The organism is Staphylococcus sp. GDY8P94P, assembly GCF_017892255.1.
In the GTDB taxonomy this organism is placed as follows: domain Bacteria; phylum Bacillota; class Bacilli; order Staphylococcales; family Staphylococcaceae; genus Staphylococcus; species Staphylococcus cohnii.
On the sequence record NZ_JAESKU010000007.1, the window covers coordinates 19209 to 40572 of the forward strand.

Below are 21364 nucleotides of genomic sequence, written 5' to 3' on the forward strand. Positions count from 1 at the left end.
CTATACATTAGTTATTCTTATATAAATCTTGATAAATTGCAAGTATCAAATTAATATTTAAACCCTGTTTTACTACAGTTATAAATTTTTATTCGTCTAACCGAGGTCATATATGGTAAAATAATTTTAATGTCATTAAAGGATGTGGATTATGTATGGTGATGATAATTATCATGTTAATTTTAAGTTATCTCATTGGTGCTTTCCCAAGTGGCTATGTAATAGGTAAATTATTTTTCAAAAAAGATATTAGACAATTTGGTAGTGGGAATACAGGAGCAACAAACAGTTTTAGAGTATTAGGAAAACCTGCAGGATTCCTAGTTACATTTTTAGATATATTTAAAGGGTTTATTGTTGTGTTCTTACCACTATGGTTACCAGTACATGCAGACGGTGCTATTAGTACATTTTTCACAAATGGACTCATCGTAGGCGCATTCGCTATTCTGGGTCATGTTTATCCAGTTTACCTTGGATTTAAAGGTGGAAAAGCGGTTGCCACAAGCGCTGGTGTTATACTCGGAATCAATCCTATATTATTACTCATTTTAGCAGCGATTTTCTTCGGTATACTTTATTTAACAAAGTATGTATCATTATCGAGTATCATAGCATCAATTTGTTGTGTTATCGGTGCACTATTAATTCGAGATTATATCTTATTAGTCGTGAGTTTCGGTGTAGGCGTTCTATTAATATTTAGACACCGAACAAACATCGTTAGAATATTTAAAGGCGAAGAACCCAAAATTAAATGGATGTAACTATTACAAAAGTCATTAGCAATCAATAACAAAAATAGCAAACATACTCAGACTGGGACAATATAATGCCTCAGCTGCTGATACTTAAAAACGAATATCTGGCTAATAGAAAATGATGGAACATAAACCTATTCATTAGTCAATTTTCCCTTATAGTGAAGCAGAAATCTTTAAAATAGACTTCTGCTTCACTATTTTTTATTCATTAAACTAATGATTTATAGCTCAGACTATCACTGTATTATTAATTTATTTCTTATTATAATCCAAGTAAACCGTATGAATTGGACCTTCTCTCAAAACGAGTATTTCAGAACATTATATATAAAACATAACTTAACATTTGTGGAATAAATGCACTTTTCTTAATTCTACATTCATAAACAATAACATCTCTCGTTCATTTACTATTATTTAAATTATAATCCTTATATTTATTTATGCCACACTAATCCAAAACGTGACTAAATATCTTCGTTTTCACATTGAAACATGATTGATTAATTTGAATTCAAAGAAAATTATACTTAAATATGATATACTACTTTTATTATTACTCAAAATTGGGTAATAAATATAGTACTAATTTAAAAATTAGTAACCAATGGTCACAAGCTATAACTTGTGAAATGAGAGGGGACTTTTATTATGGATATAAAACTTTCAGATAATGCTGTATCTTGGTTTAAAGATGAACTTGATTTACCTGAAGATAACAAAGTCTTACAATTTTTCGTTCGCTATGGTGGAGAATTCCAATTAAAACAAGGATTTAGCCCTGCATTTAGTGTTGATCAAAAAGATGATGTAGAAATTGGTTACGAAAACCATTTCGACGGCTTAGATGTAGTGATTGCCGAAAAAGACTTATGGTATTTTGAAGATCACGATTTATTCATAGACGTCAATGATAGTGTCGACGAAATTGCTTATTCTGCTAAATAATAATAGAACTCAAAACACATAACACAATTTATAATTCATATATTAATATATACTTAAAAAGAGCCTGGTTCCATTCCAGGCTCTTTTTATCAATCATTTTTATCATGCTTTTGTACACTTCAAAAATACACAGTAAATGAATTGATGTATATAAATACAAATGTCATACATTGAATTATGCATTTATACATCAAACTAAATTAAAGCATGCCATTTTTCACTTCAAATGTTTCTTCAGCTTGATTTCTTTTATCTACTTCTGCATACATAGCATGCCATTCCGGAAAATATCTATCTAACCTAATAGGCTTAAAGTTATCCTTTCTAATACAAGTCAAAACAGTTGAACCTGTAGTAGCTAAATCGCCAGCCTCGTTGTATACTTCATAACGATAAATTGATCTTAAACGTGTATATTTTTCAACCCATGTCTTAATTTTAACAGTTTCAGGATACTGTATTGTTTTTATATATTTAATATCTAAATCTGTAACGGGAGAAATAATACCAGACTCTTCCATTGCTTTATAGCTAAAACCTAATTTTGATATATAATCTGTGCGTGCAACCTCAAACCATGTTGGATAATTACCGTGATAAATAACACCCATTTGATCTGTTTCTGCATAACGTGAAGGAATTTCTGTAATACTATAAATCATTATAAACGTCCTCTTTTCAATTGTTCAAATTACTTATATCTAAATATTAACATAAAAATGAAAGCAAGGCAGAAAACACATTTTAAAATCATTTCTACAGACTCACCTAGCAATAGTTAAAACTTTTAAAATTTTAACTATATATGTTTAGCGTTCACAAAATAAAATAAGACTGAGACATAAAAGATTGTCTCAGTCTTAACTATATTCATAATGAACAGTTAATTTGCTAATTTATTTCTTAATACTAATTGTAAAATACCGCCATTACGATAGTAGTCAATTTCTACATGTGAGTCGAAACGTGCAACTGCTTCGAAGTCGATAACTTCTCCATTTTCTTTTTCAGCAGTTACTTTGACTAAATCATGTGGTTTTACACTTTCATCGATGTCTACTGAAATCGTTTCTGTACCATCTAAGCCTAAACTATCAGCAGATTCGCCATCTTTAAACTGTAAAGGTAACACACCCATCATAACTAAGTTAGAACGGTGAATACGTTCATAACTCTGAGCGATTACAGTTTTAACACCTAGTAAATTTGTACCTTTAGCTGCCCAGTCACGAGAAGAGCCCATTCCGTAGTCATTTCCGGCTAACACTACTAAACCAGTACCATCTTCTTTATATTTCATTGCCGCATCATATATAGGCATTTGCTCACCAGTAGGCCAATAAGTTGTGAAACCACCTTCTGTACCTGGCGCTAATTGGTTTTTAATACGAATATTAGCAAAAGTACCACGAACCATTACCTCATGGTTACCACGACGAGAACCATAAGAGTTAAATTGACGAATAGGTACGTCATGATCTAATAAATATTTACCTGCTGGCGTATCTTTACCGATAGCACCCGCTGGAGAAATATGGTCAGTTGTAACTGAATCTCCAAATTTACCCATTATACGTAAATTATTTAATGATTTAATATCATCAGGTTCTTTAGATAAGTTTTGGAAGAATGATGGATTTTGAATGTAAGTTGACTCTGGATCGAAATCATATAACGGTTGGTCTGTTACATCGATTTCATTCCACATTTCATTATTATTATAAACAGTTTCATATTCTTCTTTAAACAATTCAGGAGTAACAACACTGTCTACAGTATCTGCTACTTCTTTAATTGTTGGCCAAATATCTTTTAGGTAGATATCTTCACCATTTTTCCCTTTACCTAATGGCTCATTTTGTAAATCAATATCAACTGTACCTGCAAGTGCATATGCAACTACTAATTGAGGTGATGCCAAATAGTTAGCTTTTACTAACGGATGAATACGTCCTTCAAAGTTGCGGTTACCTGATAAAACAGATGTTACAAGTAAATCTTCTTCAGCAATCGCTTTTTCGATTTCTTCTAATAATGGGCCTGAGTTACCGATACATGTTGTACAACCGTAACCTACTAAATTAAATCCTAAGTCATCTAGATATTCTTGTAATCCAGAATCTCTTAAATAACCTGTAACAACTTTAGAACCTGGAGCTAATGAAGTTTTAACATATTCAGGTACTTTTAAGCCTTTTTCAACTGCATTTCTAGCTACCAAGCCAGCCCCCAACATAACATATGGATTTGACGTATTCGTACATGATGTAATTGCTGCAATAGCAAGATCACCTGTAGTCATTTGTGTTTTAGATCCATCTTTAAATTCAATTGTTGCCGTTTTATCAAATTCACTTTCATCAAAACCATGACCTTGGTTACCAGCAGGTGCAGTAACAGATTTTTCAAATTCTTCTTTCATATCACTTAAGAAGATTAAATCTTGAGGTCGTTTAGGACCTGAAAGTGAAGCTTCAACTGTAGCTAAATCTAATTCAACCACATCTGTATAATCTGGTTCATCTTTATCAGCAGTAAAGAACATATTGTTTTCTTCTAAATATTTTTCAACTAATTCAATTTGTTCTTCTGAACGACCAGTTAAACGTAAATATTTTAAAGATTCTTTATCTACAGGGAAGAAACCACAAGTTGCACCATATTCAGGTGCCATATTTGCGATTGTAGCTCTATCTGCTAATGGTAGCTGTTCTACACCTGGGCCAAAGAACTCAACAAATTTACCAACAACGCCTTTTTTACGTAATTCTTGAGTTACACGTAGGGCTAAATCCGTTGCAGTAGCACCTTGAGGTAACGCATTAGATAATCTCACACCTATTACTTCAGGAATTGGGAAATAAGAAGGTTGGCCAAGCATACCAGCTTCGGCTTCAATACCACCTACACCCCAACCTAATACACCTAGACCATTAATCATAGTTGTATGTGAGTCAGTTCCTACTAATGTATCAGGAAAAGCAACTGTTTCTCCGTCTACTTCACGTGCGTGAACAACGTTTGCTAAGTACTCTAAGTTAACTTGGTGTACAATACCAGTTGCTGGTGGAACAGCACTATAGTTAGCAAATGCTTTAGTAGCCCAATTTAAGAATTGATAACGTTCGTAGTTTCTTTCAAATTCTAATTTCATATTTCTTTCTAGCGCATCTGGGTTCGCATAGCTATCTACTTGAACTGAGTGATCAATAACTAAATCCACTGGCACTTCTGGATTAATTTTATTTAAGTCTCCCCCAACATCATTCATAGCTTTACGTAATGACGCTAAGTCAACAACTGCAGGTACACCAGTGAAATCTTGTAAAATTACACGAGATGGTTTGAAAGGCACTTCACCTACTGTACCTTTATTAAATTCAGACAATGCTTTAATGTGATCTTCAGAAATAACAAATCCATCTTCTTGTCTCAATTCAGATTCTAATAATACTCTAATCGAATATGGCAATTTGGATATTTTAGTTAAACCTTGTTCTTCTAAAGTTTTTAAATCATAGTATGTGTATGATTTCCCATTTAGCTCGAATGACTTTTTCGCTTGCTCTTTTAAATTAGAAGCCATATAAATCCCCCTTGAAATTTTTAGTAATTATATGCCGTTAATTAAATTGTATAATTATATGTAACTTAAAACAACTACCTACCATTATAAACATCTATAATTTAGATTTGAATTTACAATCAGTATGTATAAGCAAAACTTATCGTAAGTGCATCGTGTAATAAGTTATTATTATTAATTGAGAATCATTATCACTAATTAAGTGCAATTAAACTTACACAAAAAAACTGAGAGCCTTTATCGGCCCTCAGTTTTTAAGCTTATTTCTCTGATTTTTCAGCGTCTCTTAACGGCGCTCTTCGATTGATTATATCATCTTCAAAATCTTCTTGTTGATATTGTACATAATCTTGTAATCTATGTTTGTTAGGCGTTAAAGTTAAGCCTAAGAATTTACGTTCTTTATTCGCGTCTTTGTAGAATGAAATCATCATCATTATAACTACAAAGGAGAATGGTAACGCACTGATTATGGCAGCACTTTGAATTGCATTTAAAGCATCTGCACCATTTCCTCCACCTGCAAATAATAATACGAAGGCAATTAATGACTGAGCAATACCCCAAGTCACTTTAACAACATTTGAAGGTTCTAATGAACCAAATGTCGTTTGCATACCTAATACAAATGTTGCAGAGTCAGCAGATGTAATAAAGAATGATGCAATGAGTACTAGCGCTATCAACGATAATATAATGCCAAATGGTATTTCATTAAACACGCCAAATAATTGAGTTTCAGCTGTCATATTAAACAGTTCAGGATTTTTCTTACCAGTTTCAATACCTAGTACACCAAATACACTGAACCATACAAAACTTACTAAAGCAGGTACTAAAAGTACACCACCAATAAATTCACGTACTGAACGACCTTTAGAAACACGCGCTATAAAGATACCTACGAACGGACTCCAACTTAACCACCAGCCCCAATAGTAAAGTGTCCAGCTAGACATCCATTCACGTTTTTGTGGATTTTGAGCCGCTGTATCAAAAGTATTAAATAGGAATGAATTTAATAAACTACCTGTTGAACTTGTCATCATATTTAATATCAACACAGTTGGTCCAATAATCAAGACTGCAATCATTAGAACCGCGCCCAAACTAATATTTAAATTACTTAAGTATTGGATACCTCTACTTAAGCCTGACCATGCACTCATTAAGAATAGAATCGTAACGATCACAATAATAATTGCTTGTACCCAAATAGTATTTGGTACACCAAATAGGTAATTCAAACCACCATTGATTTGTAATGCACCCATACCTAATGAAACAGCAACACCGACAACTGTAGCAAATACTGCTAACACGTCAATGATTGTTCCAATTGGACCTTCTACTTTATTGCCTAAGATAGGGCGTAACGTTCTTGAGATAAGTCCTGGTTCTCCTTTTCTAAACTGTGCGTAAGCAAGTGCTAATGCAACGACACCGTAAATAGACCACGCATGGAATCCCCAATGGAAGAATGTAGAACGTAATGCTTCAGTATATGCTGCAGTAGTTTTAGGTTCCGCATTTGGCGGTGCAGCAAAATCTGCCATAGGTTCAGCAGCACCGTAGAATACAAGCCCTATACCCATACCAGCACTGAATAGCATCGCAAACCAAGATATAGTATTAAACTCTGGTTTATCATTTGGTTTACCGAGCTTTAATTTTCCAATAGGACTAAAAATTAGGAAAATACAGAAGAAAACAATAAACGTTGTAAGAATTAAGTAATACCAACCCAATTTATCAGTAATCCATAGTTTGATTGTGTTCGTAACAGTGTCAAATTGTTCTGGAACAATTGCCCCGATTAAAACAACTATACCAACAATAATCGCACTATAAATAAATACTGGGGATATCTTCTTACCGTTTGGTTGATTTTCAGAAGAATTCACAATTAATTACTCCCTTTCATATTTATATTAAATTTTTAAATCTAAATAGAAAATTTGCCAAAACAAATTTATTTCTATTTTTTAGTTTTACCATTCATAAGAATAACAAACATCTATGTTAATATCAAATTCACTTTTAAAAAGTATTTTCTTAATTTAATAAATATTGTATAATAACATTTATATTAAAAAAATTAATTAAGAGAGGTTATTAATATGCTACAAGAATTTAAAGATTTTGCATTAAAAGGGAATGTCTTAGATTTAGCAGTAGCTGTAGTTATGGGTGCAGCTTTCAACAAAATTGTAACAGCTTTGGTTTCATATATTATCATGCCATTAATCGGTTTAATATTCGGTACCGTTGATTTTGCCAAAAGTTGGTCCTTCATGGGTATCAAATACGGTATGTTTGTACAATCGATTATAGACTTTATTATTATTGCATTTGCATTATTTATATTTGTTAAAATTGCAAATACATTAATTAAACAAGAAGAAGAAGAAATTGAAGAAAATACAGTGTTATTAACAGAAATTCGTGATTTATTACGTGAGAAACAATAAGCAGCAACAAAAACACTATTTAGTTATCTCATATTAGTGTAAGCGATGAGTATATACATCCTTATATGATAGACCCGTAAATGAATATTGAAAATTCATTTACGGGTCTATTTTTATCTATAATTCCTAATTTTGTTTTCTTAGACTCATCAGACTGTGCAATCTAACTCTTTTAGCTAGGTTTGTATTTGCGAAAACTTTGTCCTAAATATTCAGTTGAGCATTACTTGTGTTAGCTATTTACTATAAAATCAATACACAACCATATTATTATTAAATCTAAAAATTTAAATCGACGTATCATCATTGTTATTATGCTTATTTCAATGGACAAAGTAATCAAATATACATCACCTATTCATTTAAATATTGATAGCTTTAAGTTTAAAAAACAATGAATTTACTTTGTCAAAAAGTAGTTCACTGCTTTTTTTTATTGTTTTATAAAGTTTGTTGTACTTTGGTATTGTTCAGTTTGTACTTCTAAAATAAGCGGAATACGTTGTTTTAGTTCGCTAACATGAGAAATAATTCCAACCATTCTTCCAGAAGATTTTAAACTAAGTAATGTATCCAAAGCAGTTTCCAGCGTTTCCTGATCTAAGGTGCCAAACCCTTCGTCTATAAACATAGAATCTAATGCAATCCCACCAGATTCTTGTTGCACCACTTCACTTAAACCTAATGCCAGCGCTAAAGAAGCTTGGAAGGTTTCCCCTCCCGATAACGAGGTGATATGTCTCTTTTTATTAGAGTGAGAATCAAATACATCTATTTCCAAACCACTATACCCTTTTGAAGTTTGTTCCCTTCTAACTAATTGATACCTTTCACCCGTCATCAATGATAATCGCTGGTTCGCATGAGCAAGTATTCGTTCTAAATAATATATTAAAACAAAATTTTCCAAAGTTAATTTTTGTTCATTTTTTCCAGATAATACTTCTGCCAATTGAAAAACTTCTTGTTGTTCTTGTAATTCTTTTTCTAAATGATTTATAACAGCATAAATATTATCGATTTTCTTATTGTTAAATTCAAGTTTATAATCATGTTGACTTAACATTGATTTAGCTTGATCTAGTTGTATTTTTTCTTGTTCATAATCTTTTTTTAATTGAGAAATATCACGTAATTCTTGGTTATTAATTTCTGCTTCTAGCTGATTAATGATAATTTCAAATTGTTGTTTCTCTTGATTGAACTTATTTATTTCCGCTTCTATTTTTGGTTTATTAGGAATTTCATTAATGGTGTGTTCTACGTCTTTCAATGATGTAAAGCCAATCCTATTCATTTCATGATCAATTTTATGATTTGCTTCTTTAATATCCTTTAGCAAACTCTTTATAGTATTTTCTAGATGTGTTTTATTATTCATTTCAAGTGACAGTTCGTTATTATATTTTTGAATTTGCTGTATTAACCTTTCATATTTCTTTTGATATTCATTTAATTTCTCTAATGATTTATCATAAGCTGTAATAAACTTATTTACATCTTTATATTGCGTGGTATTTTCAAAGTCATTAATCATCAGTGTACTTTCATCTAATTTGAATTGTTTTGTTTTTAAATCCAATTCTAATTCATGTGATTTTTGCCTTAAATTTAAAATATTCTCTTTAAGGTTTCTAATTTCTTCATTTTCCTCTTCTATTAATCCTTTTTCTTTCAAAAGGTTATCCTTAGTTAATTCCAGCTCTGTATAGTTAATTTTTTCTAACTCATCTAAATTAAATCTATGTAATTGTTCTAAGATGTGCTGTAATTCACTATCATATTTGATTTTTTGTTCTTTTAACTTTAGGCGTTGTTGTTCAATATTATTGAGTTGGTCATGTCTTTTTGTAAGTTCATCAAAATCAATATGATGTTCAATTTCATGAATCTCATTCCCACAAAGTGGGCATTTGTCACCTTTAGAAAGCACTGATTGTAATTTAATAATCATATCTTGTTTATTGTTTAAATCTATATTTGTTTTATCAATAGCTTTATATTTATCATCTAATGCATTTATTTCAGATTTAATATGTTCATTTTTCGCTGTTATGTCAGTTTGTCGCTTTTGCAACGCTTGATATTCTTTTTTATTTAACTCATTTTGTTTTTTGATTTTAATTTCATTATCCAATTGATGTATTTTTTCATTAAGTTGTTCATTTTTTTTATAATCTGGCTCTCTGTCATTTAATTTTTCAATATACTGATTGAGTTGTTGCTTTTGTTTTTCGTACTGTGATTTAAACTCACCGTACGTGTTTTTTAAATTTTCAATTTGCTGGTATAGCTCTTTATATTTATCAATTTTTTTATAAAATATTTTACAATTTTCTATAAATGTTTTCGATTTATCTATTGTCTCAGATAAATCTTTATGTTTTGCTAATTGTTTCTCACAATCTTCTAATTGCTCCTGTAAATTTGATATGCTTGTTATTGTTTTTGCTTTATCTTTTTCTATCTCTTTATGCTTATTTAAAAGTTTTTCTTTTGAATCAAGTAAATTGGAGAGCGGTCTTACCTCATTGATTTCATTTAATAATTTTATTTGATTTTTTATGTAATTTTGATTGGATAACAAAGCTTCTTGCTTTTGTTTATTTTCTTCGAGGCTTGTCATTGCATCTTGAAGTTTCAAATTACGATTCAATAAATTTTCAGCTTGCTCAAATTTTTCAATACTTCTTTTTTTAGCTGTTAATAAATCATTTTGAATAGATTCGCCTATGCTTTTGAATTGTGGTATTAATGCTTTGATTTTATCAGTTTGTCTTGAATTTACTTCTTTATACTCATTTAATAAGGTCTCATCAAAAGTATCTAAATCCATCCAATCCGTTTCAAGTGTATGATATCTCTTTTCAATATTCGCTCTTACTTCTTTAACATCATCATTTAACAATTTTTGTATTTCTTCAAATCTTTGACTATTAAACAATGTTCTTAATATTTCTTGTTTTTCTATGCTTTTAGATAATAAGAAACGTTTAAATTCACCCTGAGGAAGGATAAATAATTGTCTAAATTGTTCTGAATTAACACCAAGTAACGTTCTAATAAATTGATTTCCAGCATTTACTTTACTTTCACGTAATTCAAATGTATCTTCAAGTTGATAAATTGAAAGTTGTCCAAGTGTTTTATTTTTATTTCCTTCTTTTACAAATGCACCTTGTCGATTAATTTTAAAAATACTATCTCTCAATTTAAACTCGAACTCAACGACCATTGGTGATTTACCGTCTGCAAAGTGACTACGTAAATCCCCTTCATTCCTATCTTTTGTCGATGCCTCTCCAAATAAGGCGAATACAATTGCATCAAATATCATTGTTTTTCCTGAACCCGTTTTTCCACTAATTAAAAACAATTGATCATTATTTACTTGTTGAAAATCAATGGTTTCGTCTAAAAATGGGCCGAAATTTGTTAATTTTAATGTTAAAGGTCTCATTTATTCTGATCTCCTTCAAGTAAATGATTTAATACTTTACCAATTTTATTATTTTGAATGCTTGTTAATGATTGATCCGTCATATTCTCAAAAAATTTATTAATGATTGTTGTATCATCTAATTTTTGTATTTCTATATTTTCATGATGTAACGGAGTATTAAATTCAAAAGAACTATTGGTAAGCGCCAACGTGTTTGGGTATATTTGTTTCAAATGCATCATAGGATCACTAACATGTGACATATGTTTTAACTTGAAATGTAAATAGTTGTTTTTATCTTTTATGCTTAATTTTTCTTGAATAGCGTCTTCATAATCCCCTTCAATTACTTCTAATTGTCTTAAGGGCGTTAATGGCCTAAATATATTTTTCAATTTATGATCTATCATTTCAATCACTCTATAACCTTTAGGTTGTGTAGTTTCTGAAAAAGAGTATTGTAATAAAGAACCACTATAATGAATAAAATCTGAATCTATACTAAATGGATGATGTAAATGGCCTAGCAACACTGCATCAAATTGCTGAAATGAATTTTCTGTAACTGATTCAACAGTGCCAATCGTCAATGCTCTCTCAGATTCAGTGCGAATACCACCTTGAACTGTGAGATGGCCTATGAGTATATTGACTTTATTTTGATTTATATTCTGTGTCATATATTCTATTGATTTACTCACGGCTTGTTGATGTGTTTCTATCGTTTTATCATTAAAGAAATAACTTGTTTCATTCACTGTAGAAAATGGTAGTGTATAAAAATCAATATTTCCAATGGTAATAGGATCACACATATCTTCAAGTGAGGTTCTGATATAGAGTTGAGATTTTTCAAACCACTTTGAGCCATAATTTAACCGTTCTTTACTATCATGATTTCCACTTATCATCACCAACGGAATGTTCATTTCTAAATTTAATGTATTAATTGTATTTTCCAATAACTGTATTGCAGCTTTGTTGGGATAACTAGTATCATATAAATCACCTGCAATTACGATTACATCTGGTTTTTCATCACTCATTTTTTTAATAAATTGATCTAATATATATGCTTGGTCTTCTAGCAATGATTTTCCGTTCAAAATCCGTCCTAAATGCCAATCAGCTGTATGTACAATTTTCATTCTATCACTCCTAATAGAACATCCGTTCGATTTCATAGTATAACACTCCTACTTAATACTCAAGTAATTTTTCAAAATATAAAAGAGGCTACTTAAATTCCATGATTTTTAAGGAAATTTAGTAGCCCTTGAGTATTAAGCATATTCAATTACTCTAATATAATTATTACTTCTTTCGCTTATTTAATTAATGTTTTCTTAACTTTTTTATATTGATATAACATAGCCAATCTCCAAGGTACAATCATACAAAAAGCAAGTAAGAAGAACATGCCACCAATTTCACCTGGATCTATTTTATTACTTATAAATATCTTCATAATTGTTCTGATTAATAACAGTGAAATTAAGATAATAGGAAAAGCTTTAGACCGCTTCATGTATACTTCGCTACCGGATGTTTCAAATCGAGAAGTCCAAATTAATATCGTCGAGAAAAGAACACCTAATACAATGCACTCTATTATTTCCATACCCGTTAATCTGAAATAAGGTACCACATACATTAATGCACCTGTTGCCATGAAAAATGGCGGTAAAATAATTTTCTTTTCATTTACTGGATATTGCTGTGCTTTCATCCTTACAACGATTACCCCAATACCCATTAAAAAAGCTACAACTATAGAAAAAACTAAATATAACATGCTTACACCTTCTTTATGTTACTGGCTTAATCTCCACCTCAAATAGTATATCATTTTACTATTTAACATTCAGTAATTTTAATATGTTTTCATTTGTTGTGTATAGCATGTTATTTAGCCTTTTCTGCATATTTCAAAAATTCAATTATGTATAGGTGATATAGCATCAAAAGATTAATGTCAACGTCGGGAGGTATTGATAGAAAATTACTCAAAATAAAATAAGCCTTGTTTCAGACTTATCTTATTCATTGCTATTTAAATAGCGCGTGTTGTATCACAAGCTGACAATGCATTTTCTAAAGTATATCTAAGATAATTCATATCATGAATTTGCATCGCGTTATGATATTCTTTGAAAGCTTCATCAGTAGAAAAGTTAATATGCATATTTGCTAATCGATCTAAAACTTCTTTGTCTTCCATGTCATAAGCACTCTTCACTTATTAATACCTCCCTTATATATACAAATTATAACAAATATGATTTTACAATCAAATATTTACTGAATATTTAAAAAATAAATTACATTCACTATCACTTTAATTATTTTAATGTCCATTTAAAAAAACATAATCCATCTATAAAATTTCGAATCATTAAAGTATGATTTGCAAATGACAAAATTAAGTAGCATCACATTTATATAATCGAACCAGGGTTATATTCTCATTTTTTAAATATAATAGGCATTTGTTCAAACCAAAAAAGCTGACGACTTACTAGTAGGTAGTAATCATCAGCTTTTCACAAGACGTTATTTCTTCTTCTTGAATGCGTCGTCTTGATTTTTATTCATCATTGTCATCATTTGATTTATTTTCTTTTGAGATGGTTTTTGACCCATTTGCATCATCATCATTCGTAGCATTTCTTCATTAATTGGTGGGTTCTTTTTCAGATAATCCATCATATATTTTCTCGCAAGGAAAAATCCACCGACTAGCCCTAGAATTAGTGCTAACACGATTAATAAAATTGCTAACCAAGTTGCCATTGTTTCACCCACTTTCCTATCCTAATGCATTTTACTAAAATAACCACTCCTTTTCAAGAGTGACTCAATTAATTTATATTTCCAACCTTATGTATTATATCAATTATAATTTCAGTTTGTAAATATAATCCAATCTTTATTTATAATTAAAAATTGGTATGAGAACAAAAGCTCTCATACCAAAAATATTACCTATCTTTTTATCTTAATAATTAGAACGTTTGAATTTGATTTAAGATATTTTCTTTAGTGAAACCATATTTTTCAACTACTAAATCACCAGGCGCACTTGCACCGAATCCATCAATACCAATCACTTTACCTTCAGTACCAACATATTTATGCCAACCTAATGATGATGCCATTTCAATAGCAATACGTTTTGTAATTGAAGCAGGTAAGATAGCTGCTTTATATTCATCGGATTGTTGATCAAATGCATTCCAGTTAGGCATTGATACAACACGTACACCTTTACCTTGTCCTTCTAAATCTTTAGCAGCTTCAATAGCTAAATTAACTTCTGAACCTGTAGCTAATAGTAAGTACTCTGGATCTTTATCTGATTCAAACACTACATAAGCACCTTTACGCACACCTTCTTCAACAGTTTCTTTAGGTAAGTCCATTGTTGTTAGGTTTTGACGTGTTAATACTAAAGATGTAGGTGTATTTTCTGATTCCATTGCTACTTCCCAAGCTACACGTGTTTCATTACCGTCTGCCGGACGAATAACATTCATGTTTGGAATTGCACGTAAACCAGATAATTGTTCGATTGGTTCATGTGTAGGGCCATCTTCACCAACTGCAATTGAATCATGCGTGAAAATAAATGTTGAATTTAATCCCATGATTGCTGATAAACGAAGTGCTGGTTTTAAATAGTCACTAAACACGAAGAAAGTTGCACCATATGGGTGTAAACCACCGTGAGCAGCCATACCATTTACAGCAGCACCCATTGCAAATTCACGTACACCAAACCAGATATTTTTACCTTCAGGTGTATCTTTATCAAAGTCAACCGCATCTTTAACGTTTGATTTGTTTGAACCTGCTAAGTCAGCTGAACCACCAAAGAATGAAGGGACTGTTTTACTTAGTGCTTGTATTACTTCACCAGAATCTGCACGTGAAGCACCACTATGGCCAGCTTCAAATTCTGGCAATTCGTTTGAGTAGTTCGTTGGTAATTTACCACTGATTGCCAATTTGAATTCTTCAGCTAATTCTGGATATTTTTCACTGTATGTTTCAACAAGTTTATTCCAGTTTTCTTCTTTTTCATTAGCGCGTTTTAACATTGTTTGTTGGAAAATTTCATATACTTCATCTGGTACGTTAAAGCGTTTTTCAGGATCCAAACCATAGTTTTCTAAAGCTAATTTTCTTTCTTCTTCACCTAATGGAGCACCATGTACGCCATGAGAAGCTTGTTTATTAGGCGCGCCGTAACCAATGATTGTTTTCACTTCAATGATTGTTGGTACATTTGAAGTTTTAGCTTCTTTAATAGCATTATCAATAGCATCTATATCATTACCATCTTTAACTAAAATGTGTTTCCAACCATATGATTCAAAACGCGTTTTAACATCTTCAGAAAATGCTTTGTTTAAATCTCCATCTAAAGAAATGTCATTTGAGTCATATAATACAATAAGTTTATCTAATTGTGTATGACCAGCTAATGATGCTGCTTCATGTGAAATACCTTCCATTAGATCTCCATCAGATGCTATTACATAAGTATGGTGATCTACTACATTTGCATTTTCTTTATTAAACTTACCAGCAAGATGTTTTTCAGCCATTGCCATACCTACAGACATAGCAAAACCTTGTCCTAATGGGCCAGTTGTTACTTCAACACCATCAGTATGTCTAAACTCTGGATGCCCTGGAGTTTTTGAACCCCATTGTCTAAATTGTTTTAATTCATCCAATTCTAAACTACCTGAAACGTGTAATAAGCTGTATAGCAATGCAGAACCATGGCCTGCAGACAATACAAAACGATCTCTATCAAAGAAATCTTTTGATTGGGGGTTGAAATTTAAGTGGCGTGTCCATAATGTATATGCCATTGGAGCTGCGCCCATTGGTAATCCAGGGTGACCTGAGTTTGCTTGTTCAACAGCATCGATACTTAAGGCTCTTATCGTATCTATCGCTAATTGATCTTTTTCTTTATTCATCTAAATGACTTCCTTTCTTATAGCAAGTTTCATTACTATTATACCTTATTTGGTAATTATTTAACAAAAAATTGATTTAGTTATTATCTTTTTTATCTTTAGAATCTAATATTTTTTTCACCTTTTCAGGTGTTACATCATTGCCTTCTGGATCAATAACTCTCGTACTTTCAATTTGTTTTTTAAAGCTTTGTCGGAAAGAATCTAAATATGCTTTTCTTAATTTCGATTGTTCTTTCGATTCAGATTCAGTCAATCCTTGTTCTTTTTTCTTTTTTGCTAACTCATTTATACGCTTAATATCTACGGCATCATTTTTCGCCATAATAAACCTCCGTAATTCATAATATAGAAAATATAACAAAAAAATAAGCGAAACTAAATAGTTACGCTTATATTACCATTCTACTACATAAATTCACTTTCACAATACAGTTGGCTTAATATTTTATTTGGCTTTTGCTAAAAATTGATTGAGCGTTCGTTCGCTTTTTTCATCTGAATTCATCTGATACTGTTCGCCTTTGGTAGAAATATTTGTGATTTTATGATCCGTCATTTCGTACGTTTGTTCTGATTTTGTATTATAATAAGCACTTAATATAAATACAGTACTTAAAATCATCGTAACTAGCAATACTGTAATATAAGGTTTAATTTGATTTATATATAGTTTGAACATATAAGTCACTCCTAGAACGTTTGTTTGTACTTAAACTTTATCAGAACATCTGTTCTCTGTCAACACGAAAACGAACAAACGTTTGTAAACATTAATAATACATGCTATAATAAAAACAAATTAACGTAGGGAGTGCCTATTATGAGAGAATTAACTAAGCGACAAAATGAGATTTTTGAGTATATTAAACAAACTGTTCAGTCAAAGGGTTATCCACCAAGTGTTCGTGAAATTGGTGAAGCTGTTGGTTTAGCATCTAGCTCAACTGTGCATGGACATCTATCCAGATTAGAAGAAAAAGGTTATATAAAAAGAGATCCAACTAAACCACGTGCAATTGAAATTGTTACCGAACAATTAGGTGAAACCGTGAATATGGAATCTACAATTCACGTGCCAGTCATTGGAAAAGTAACAGCAGGTATACCTATTACTGCTGTTGAAAATGTTGAAGAGTATTTTCCGTTACCCGAGCATTTCACCTCAACGCATAACAGCGATATTTTCATCTTAAATGTTGTTGGTGATAGTATGATTGAAGCAGGAATATTAGATGGAGATAAAGTTATCGTAAGAAGCCAAACTATTGCTGAGAATGGTGATATTATTGTAGCTATGACTGAGGACAATGAAGCTACAGTCAAACGTTTTTACAAAGAAAAAACACGATACCGTTTACAGCCGGAAAATAGTACAATGTCGCCAATCTATTTAGATCAAGTTGCTGTTTTAGGTAAAGTTGTCGGCCTGTTTAGAGAAATTTAAATTTATAGATAAAGACACTCTCAATAAAAATAAGAGGCTACGCTTATAGCGTAGCCTCTTATTTATTGTCATTTTTTTCTAAGACATCTTTCACTTTTTCTAGTATATCTTCTGTTTGATCTTTTTTATTTGTTGTCATAATACCTCATCCTCACAGAATATAGATACCCTTTTCAACAATGCATAAACACTATCCCGTATAATTTTCAGTCCAATAAGGTTGTTTATGTTCATTAAAATCAACGCCGACACCTAAAGTATTAAATTCTTTTTTAAGAATATTTTTTCTATGACCTAAAGAGTTCATTAATCCTTGATGAGCATAAATGCTACTTGGTTGACCATAAGCTAAATTCTCGCCAGCTGCATTAAAATCATGTCCATCTTGTTCTAATCTATCAAATGGTGAATCCCCAGATTGATTATTATGGTCAAAATAATTATTCTCCGCCATATCATTACTGTGTTTGCGTGCTGTATCAGAGATAGTTTCAGAATAATCTAATGTATTTAACCCATGTTGTACTCTTTCAGCATTGACCAAATCAAAATTTTGAAGTTCAAAACTTTTTGCTAAATTACGCGAAGGCGTTGCATATTGATTTTGAAGTCTATTCTCCATTTTTTCACTTACTAATAGTAACGCAGTGAGATTATTGTCATTATGCTTATCATAAAAAGCTGTCGTGTAAATATTGTCTTTTTTAAAATTATCAAATTCATTATCGCGAACGTCTATACTCAAATGACCTTTACGTTTTGTAGTTATCGGATCACCTAATCGTTCTCTAACTATATCTTTAGGAGTACTATATTTAATTTTAGATTTTGAAGAAATAACATTTTGATTACTGTATAGTCCGTTCACTTTACCTTTAATATAACTTACCATAATAAAGCTTCTATAATTCTCCGAATAATACGCATGCCATTGTGTACCATATTCATTTGAAGTAATGCGTTTTGCTTTACCTAGTTTTCTTTCAACTTCGGTCTTCGACATATTCATTTGAATATTATTCAAAGCAAATTCTTGCTCATCAGGTACTTTCAAAGCATTTTGAGTTTGTGACTGTTCAGATGATGACCAACTATCTACTTTTGCTTTAAATTGTTGTTGCAAATTTTCTAAAGGTGTAAATTCTTTGATTGGAACAATTAAAACGATACAAAGAAGTACAATTACATATAATAAAAATCGTTTGATTTTTTACACCTACTAGTTTATTAGTCTCTATCTCCATTAAAAATGGAGTTTCTTACTATAACATAATCTACTTTAGTCAATGAATTTAAATCATCGCCACCCGCATATGAAATAGAACTTTGTAAATCTTGTTGCATTTCAATTAATGTATCTTTCAATAAACCTTTATGTTCAACAAACATTTTTTTACCTTCAACATTTTTGTGTTCACCTTTTTGGAACTCAGACGCACTGCCAAAATATTCTTTATACATTTTTCCATCTAATTCAACGGTTTCACCAGGAGATTCTTCATGTGCTGCAAATAATGAGCCTACCATAACCATTGATGCACCAAAACGAATTGATTTAGCAATATCACCGTGCGTTCTGATACCTCCATCAGCTATTATCGGTTTTCTTGCAGCTTTACTACAATGGTTCAACGCAGCTAATTGCCAACCACCTGTGCCAAATCCTGTCTTAATTTTTGTAATACAAACGCGACCTGGTCCAATACCAACCTTAGTTGCATCTGCACCAGCATTTTCCAATTCACGAACACCTTCTGGCGTTCCAACATTACCTGCAATAACAAATGCTTCAGGTATGTGGTTTTTAATATGTTTGATCATATTAATAACGGCATCAGAATGTCCGTGTGCGATATCAATTGTAATATACTCAGGAATCACTTTATCCTGTGCCAATTTTTCTACAAAATCAAATTCACGATCTTTAATACCAACTGAAATTGAAGCAAATAATCCTTTATCATGCATTTTCTTTACAAATGGTATACGTGCTTCTTCATCGAATCTATGCATAATATAGAAGTAATCATTTTCAGCAAACCATTCTGCTAATGTTTCATTCATTACTGTTTGCATGTTTGCAGGTACCACTGGCAATTTAAATGATTTTGGACCAAATTTCACAGTAGTATCACATTCTGAACGGCTATTAACAATACATTTATTTGGAATAAGCTGTATATCTTCGTAATCAAATATCTTCATAATTAAATAAACTCCTAACATTTATTAATAAAATAGTATTTAAAGGTAAGATTTTCAAATAAAATTCATAACTCTAAATAGAAATACTTAAACATACGATAGTTATTTCCGAACAATGACATTTTATTTATCTTTACCAATAGTTAATATACATGCTTTTTCCCTAAATGTAAATGAACTAAAGTCCTAAATTACCAACTTGATTTTTTCACGCCAGGAATTTGTCCTTTATGTGCATGTTCCCTAAACGCAATACGTGACATTTCAAACTTTCTCAGCACGCCTCTTGGACGACCAGTTACTTTACATCTACGTGTCAGTCTTGTTGGTAAAGCATCTCTTGGTAATTTTCTTAATGCTTCATAATCACCTTTTTCCTTCAGCGTTTTTCTTAATTCGTAATATTGTGCTACTAAGCGTTCTCTTTTTTGCTCCTTAGCAATTTTGGATTTTTTTGCCATAATACTCTCTCCTTTTTACAAATCGTAATTATTACGTTTTGTATAATAACACATTCTTTTTATTTATCAAACTAAAATATTTAAATTATTAACATTCGTATAATGATTAGAAATTTAACTTTAATTAACTACATACTTTTCAAAGATCAATCTTATTGAAATTAATGAAAGAATATGATATTATTTTAAAACGTAATGATTCCTGTTAAGAAAGAGGTGTTAACTTTGCGCGTAAATATAACATTAGCTTGTACTGAATGTGGTGATCGTAATTATATTAGCACTAAAAACAAGCGTAATAATCCAGAACGAATTGAACTTAAAAAATTCTGTCCACGATTAAATAAATACACTTTACATCGTGAAACAAAATAATTCTGTGCTTTCATTATCTTTTTAATACGACATTCAAACTAATTGTCTGGGATATAAACGTCTCGGACTTAGTATTAACGTCAATTCTATTCCTTTACTATAGAATTGACGTTTTTTTATATTTTAAATGGTAAAAACTCGGAACATATATCGCATCTATAAGAAAATGATAAGTTTATTATTTTGATTATGGGATTTATGTAGCTATTTTTAATATTTAAATGTTAATTGAATCATTGAAGATGAATGATGATTTAAAACTGTTACATGCACAAAAATACGATAGTTTATTGCAAATTATAATTTATTCATCAAAATTAATAGTTATTTAACAATAAAGTACTTAATTAACACTTTTAAATAGGTTAAGAGACTACTAATAAAGGTTGCCAAGCCTTATAATAAATACAGTATATTAAAATATGTGGAGGCGTTCCATATGAAAAATCGTCATATTACAAATGAGCAAAAAGGCATATTATAGATTCAATAACCGAGAAAACAAAAGATAAAAGTGTATGTAACTGCAGACATCCAATTATTGAAATATTAGACGGACATTATTTCCTACCATTGTTAACTGATTCTTTAGGTAATGGTCCGACACCTATAATAACTTTATTATGTAATAACTGTGGGAAAATGTATTTCTATTCACAAAATTTCTTAGG

The 21364-nt window shown here is 30.9% G+C and carries 19 protein-coding genes; 5 read left to right on the forward strand and 14 right to left on the reverse strand.

Going from position 1 to position 21364, the window contains the following annotated elements:
- The first annotated feature begins 158 nt into the window (after positions 1-158).
- The gene (gene plsY / locus KA926_RS03545; protein ID WP_026034743.1) at positions 159-767 is read left to right on the forward strand and encodes a glycerol-3-phosphate 1-O-acyltransferase PlsY; all 609 of its coding nucleotides are present in this window, start codon (positions 159-161) and stop codon (positions 765-767) included.
- Positions 768-1415: 648 nt separating this feature from the next.
- The gene (locus KA926_RS03550; protein WP_019467977.1) at positions 1416-1712 is read left to right on the forward strand and encodes a HesB/YadR/YfhF family protein; all 297 of its coding nucleotides are present in this window, start codon (positions 1416-1418) and stop codon (positions 1710-1712) included.
- A 200-nt stretch (positions 1713-1912) separates the two neighbouring features.
- Here KA926_RS03550 and menI read toward each other — a convergent pair whose 3' ends face one another.
- The 3 genes from menI to KA926_RS03565 form a co-directional block, all read right to left on the reverse strand.
- The gene (menI, locus tag KA926_RS03555; RefSeq protein ID WP_210143625.1) at positions 1913-2374 is read right to left on the reverse strand and encodes a 1,4-dihydroxy-2-naphthoyl-CoA hydrolase MenI; all 462 of its coding nucleotides are present in this window, start codon (positions 2372-2374) and stop codon (positions 1913-1915) included.
- 221 nt (positions 2375-2595) lie between these two features.
- Positions 2596-5298 carry an aconitate hydratase AcnA gene (gene acnA / locus KA926_RS03560; RefSeq protein ID WP_040030120.1) on the reverse strand — a complete coding sequence of 901 codons (2703 nt, stop codon included), beginning with the start codon at positions 5296-5298 and terminating at the stop codon, positions 2596-2598.
- 260 nt (positions 5299-5558) lie between these two features.
- Positions 5559-7202: a BCCT family transporter gene (locus KA926_RS03565; RefSeq protein ID WP_419109727.1), complete on the reverse strand. Its 1644-nt coding sequence runs from the start codon at positions 7200-7202 to the stop codon at positions 5559-5561.
- 216 nt (positions 7203-7418) lie between these two features.
- Between KA926_RS03565 and mscL the strand changes: the two genes are divergently transcribed.
- On the forward strand, positions 7419-7769 hold the full coding sequence (gene mscL / locus KA926_RS03570; RefSeq protein WP_107384942.1) for a large conductance mechanosensitive channel protein MscL: 351 nt from the start codon (positions 7419-7421) through the stop codon (positions 7767-7769).
- Positions 7770-8202: 433 nt separating this feature from the next.
- On the opposite strand, the gene sbcC is transcribed toward mscL, so the two are convergent.
- The 8 genes from sbcC to sosA all read right to left on the reverse strand — a co-directional run bounded on the left by sbcC (position 8203) and on the right by sosA (position 16887).
- The gene (gene sbcC / locus KA926_RS03575) at positions 8203-11229 is read right to left on the reverse strand and encodes an exonuclease subunit SbcC (RefSeq protein ID WP_210143626.1); all 3027 of its coding nucleotides are present in this window, start codon (positions 11227-11229) and stop codon (positions 8203-8205) included.
- Positions 11226-12359, reverse strand: coding sequence for an exonuclease subunit SbcD (gene sbcD, locus KA926_RS03580; RefSeq protein WP_210143627.1), 1134 nt, complete (start codon positions 12357-12359; stop codon positions 11226-11228). The genes sbcC and sbcD overlap by 4 nt, the downstream gene beginning before the upstream one ends.
- A gap of 179 nt (positions 12360-12538) precedes the next feature.
- Positions 12539-13006, reverse strand: a complete 468-nt coding sequence (locus KA926_RS03585) for a CcdC family protein (protein WP_107384945.1) — start codon at positions 13004-13006, stop codon at positions 12539-12541.
- A gap of 258 nt (positions 13007-13264) precedes the next feature.
- Complete coding sequence (locus KA926_RS03590) at positions 13265-13450, reverse strand: hypothetical protein (protein ID WP_019467985.1); 186 nt, start codon at positions 13448-13450, stop codon at positions 13265-13267.
- Positions 13451-13764: 314 nt separating this feature from the next.
- Positions 13765-14004 carry a YneF family protein gene (locus KA926_RS03595; RefSeq protein WP_019467986.1) on the reverse strand — a complete coding sequence of 80 codons (240 nt, stop codon included), beginning with the start codon at positions 14002-14004 and terminating at the stop codon, positions 13765-13767.
- A gap of 212 nt (positions 14005-14216) precedes the next feature.
- A complete protein-coding gene (gene tkt, locus KA926_RS03600) occupies positions 14217-16205 on the reverse strand; it encodes a transketolase (RefSeq protein ID WP_192946679.1) in 1989 nt (662 codons plus the stop codon).
- A gap of 76 nt (positions 16206-16281) precedes the next feature.
- Entirely contained in the window at positions 16282-16530 is a 249-nt protein-coding gene (locus KA926_RS03605; protein WP_019467988.1) for a DUF896 domain-containing protein, read from the reverse strand.
- A gap of 123 nt (positions 16531-16653) precedes the next feature.
- A complete protein-coding gene (gene sosA / locus KA926_RS03610) occupies positions 16654-16887 on the reverse strand; it encodes a DNA damage-induced cell division inhibitor SosA (protein WP_192946680.1) in 234 nt (77 codons plus the stop codon).
- Between the two features lie 141 nt (positions 16888-17028).
- On the opposite strand from sosA, the gene lexA reads away from it, so the two are divergent.
- Entirely contained in the window at positions 17029-17652 is a 624-nt protein-coding gene (gene lexA / locus KA926_RS03615) for a transcriptional repressor LexA (RefSeq protein ID WP_192946681.1), read from the forward strand.
- Between the two features lie 190 nt (positions 17653-17842).
- On the opposite strand, the gene KA926_RS03620 is transcribed toward lexA, so the two are convergent.
- From KA926_RS03620 to rpsN, 3 genes are all read right to left on the reverse strand, one after another.
- Positions 17843-18859: a CAP domain-containing protein gene (locus KA926_RS03620; RefSeq protein WP_319016534.1), complete on the reverse strand. Its 1017-nt coding sequence runs from the start codon at positions 18857-18859 to the stop codon at positions 17843-17845.
- Positions 18860-18879: 20 nt separating this feature from the next.
- Positions 18880-19857 (reverse strand): GMP reductase, encoded by a 978-nt coding sequence (guaC, locus tag KA926_RS03625; protein ID WP_192946682.1) that lies wholly within the window; start codon positions 19855-19857, stop codon positions 18880-18882.
- Between the two features lie 191 nt (positions 19858-20048).
- Positions 20049-20318, reverse strand: a complete 270-nt coding sequence (rpsN, locus tag KA926_RS03630) for a 30S ribosomal protein S14 (RefSeq protein ID WP_192946683.1) — start codon at positions 20316-20318, stop codon at positions 20049-20051.
- 225 nt (positions 20319-20543) lie between these two features.
- On the opposite strand from rpsN, the gene rpmG reads away from it, so the two are divergent.
- Entirely contained in the window at positions 20544-20693 is a 150-nt protein-coding gene (gene rpmG / locus KA926_RS03635) for a 50S ribosomal protein L33 (RefSeq protein ID WP_017724369.1), read from the forward strand.
- The last annotated feature ends 671 nt before the right edge of the window (positions 20694-21364 follow it).

Bases quoted from the DNA above. Each gene is read 5' to 3' on its own strand.
- acnA (WP_040030120.1), bottom strand. From the start codon at position 5,298: ATGGCTTCTAATTTAAAAGAGCAAGCGAAAAAGTCATTCGAGCTAAAT.
- lexA (WP_192946681.1), top strand. From the start codon at position 17,029: ATGAGAGAATTAACTAAGCGACAAAATGAGATTTTTGAGTATATTAAA.
- KA926_RS03585 (WP_107384945.1), bottom strand. From the start codon at position 13,006: ATGTTATATTTAGTTTTTTCTATAGTTGTAGCTTTTTTAATGGGTATT.
- menI (WP_210143625.1), bottom strand. From the start codon at position 2,374: ATGATTTATAGTATTACAGAAATTCCTTCACGTTATGCAGAAACAGAT.
- rpsN (WP_192946683.1), bottom strand. From the start codon at position 20,318: ATGGCAAAAAAATCCAAAATTGCTAAGGAGCAAAAAAGAGAACGCTTA.
- sbcD (WP_210143627.1), bottom strand. From the start codon at position 12,359: ATGAAAATTGTACATACAGCTGATTGGCATTTAGGACGGATTTTGAAC.
- KA926_RS03595 (WP_019467986.1), bottom strand. From the start codon at position 14,004: ATGGCAACTTGGTTAGCAATTTTATTAATCGTGTTAGCACTAATTCTA.
- KA926_RS03550 (WP_019467977.1), top strand. From the start codon at position 1,416: ATGGATATAAAACTTTCAGATAATGCTGTATCTTGGTTTAAAGATGAA.
- sosA (WP_192946680.1), bottom strand. From the start codon at position 16,887: ATGTTCAAACTATATATAAATCAAATTAAACCTTATATTACAGTATTG.
- sbcC (WP_210143626.1), bottom strand. From the start codon at position 11,229: ATGAGACCTTTAACATTAAAATTAACAAATTTCGGCCCATTTTTAGAC.
- KA926_RS03605 (WP_019467988.1), bottom strand. From the start codon at position 16,530: ATGGCGAAAAATGATGCCGTAGATATTAAGCGTATAAATGAGTTAGCA.
- mscL (WP_107384942.1), top strand. From the start codon at position 7,419: ATGCTACAAGAATTTAAAGATTTTGCATTAAAAGGGAATGTCTTAGAT.
- tkt (WP_192946679.1), bottom strand. From the start codon at position 16,205: ATGAATAAAGAAAAAGATCAATTAGCGATAGATACGATAAGAGCCTTA.
- guaC (WP_192946682.1), bottom strand. From the start codon at position 19,857: ATGAAGATATTTGATTACGAAGATATACAGCTTATTCCAAATAAATGT.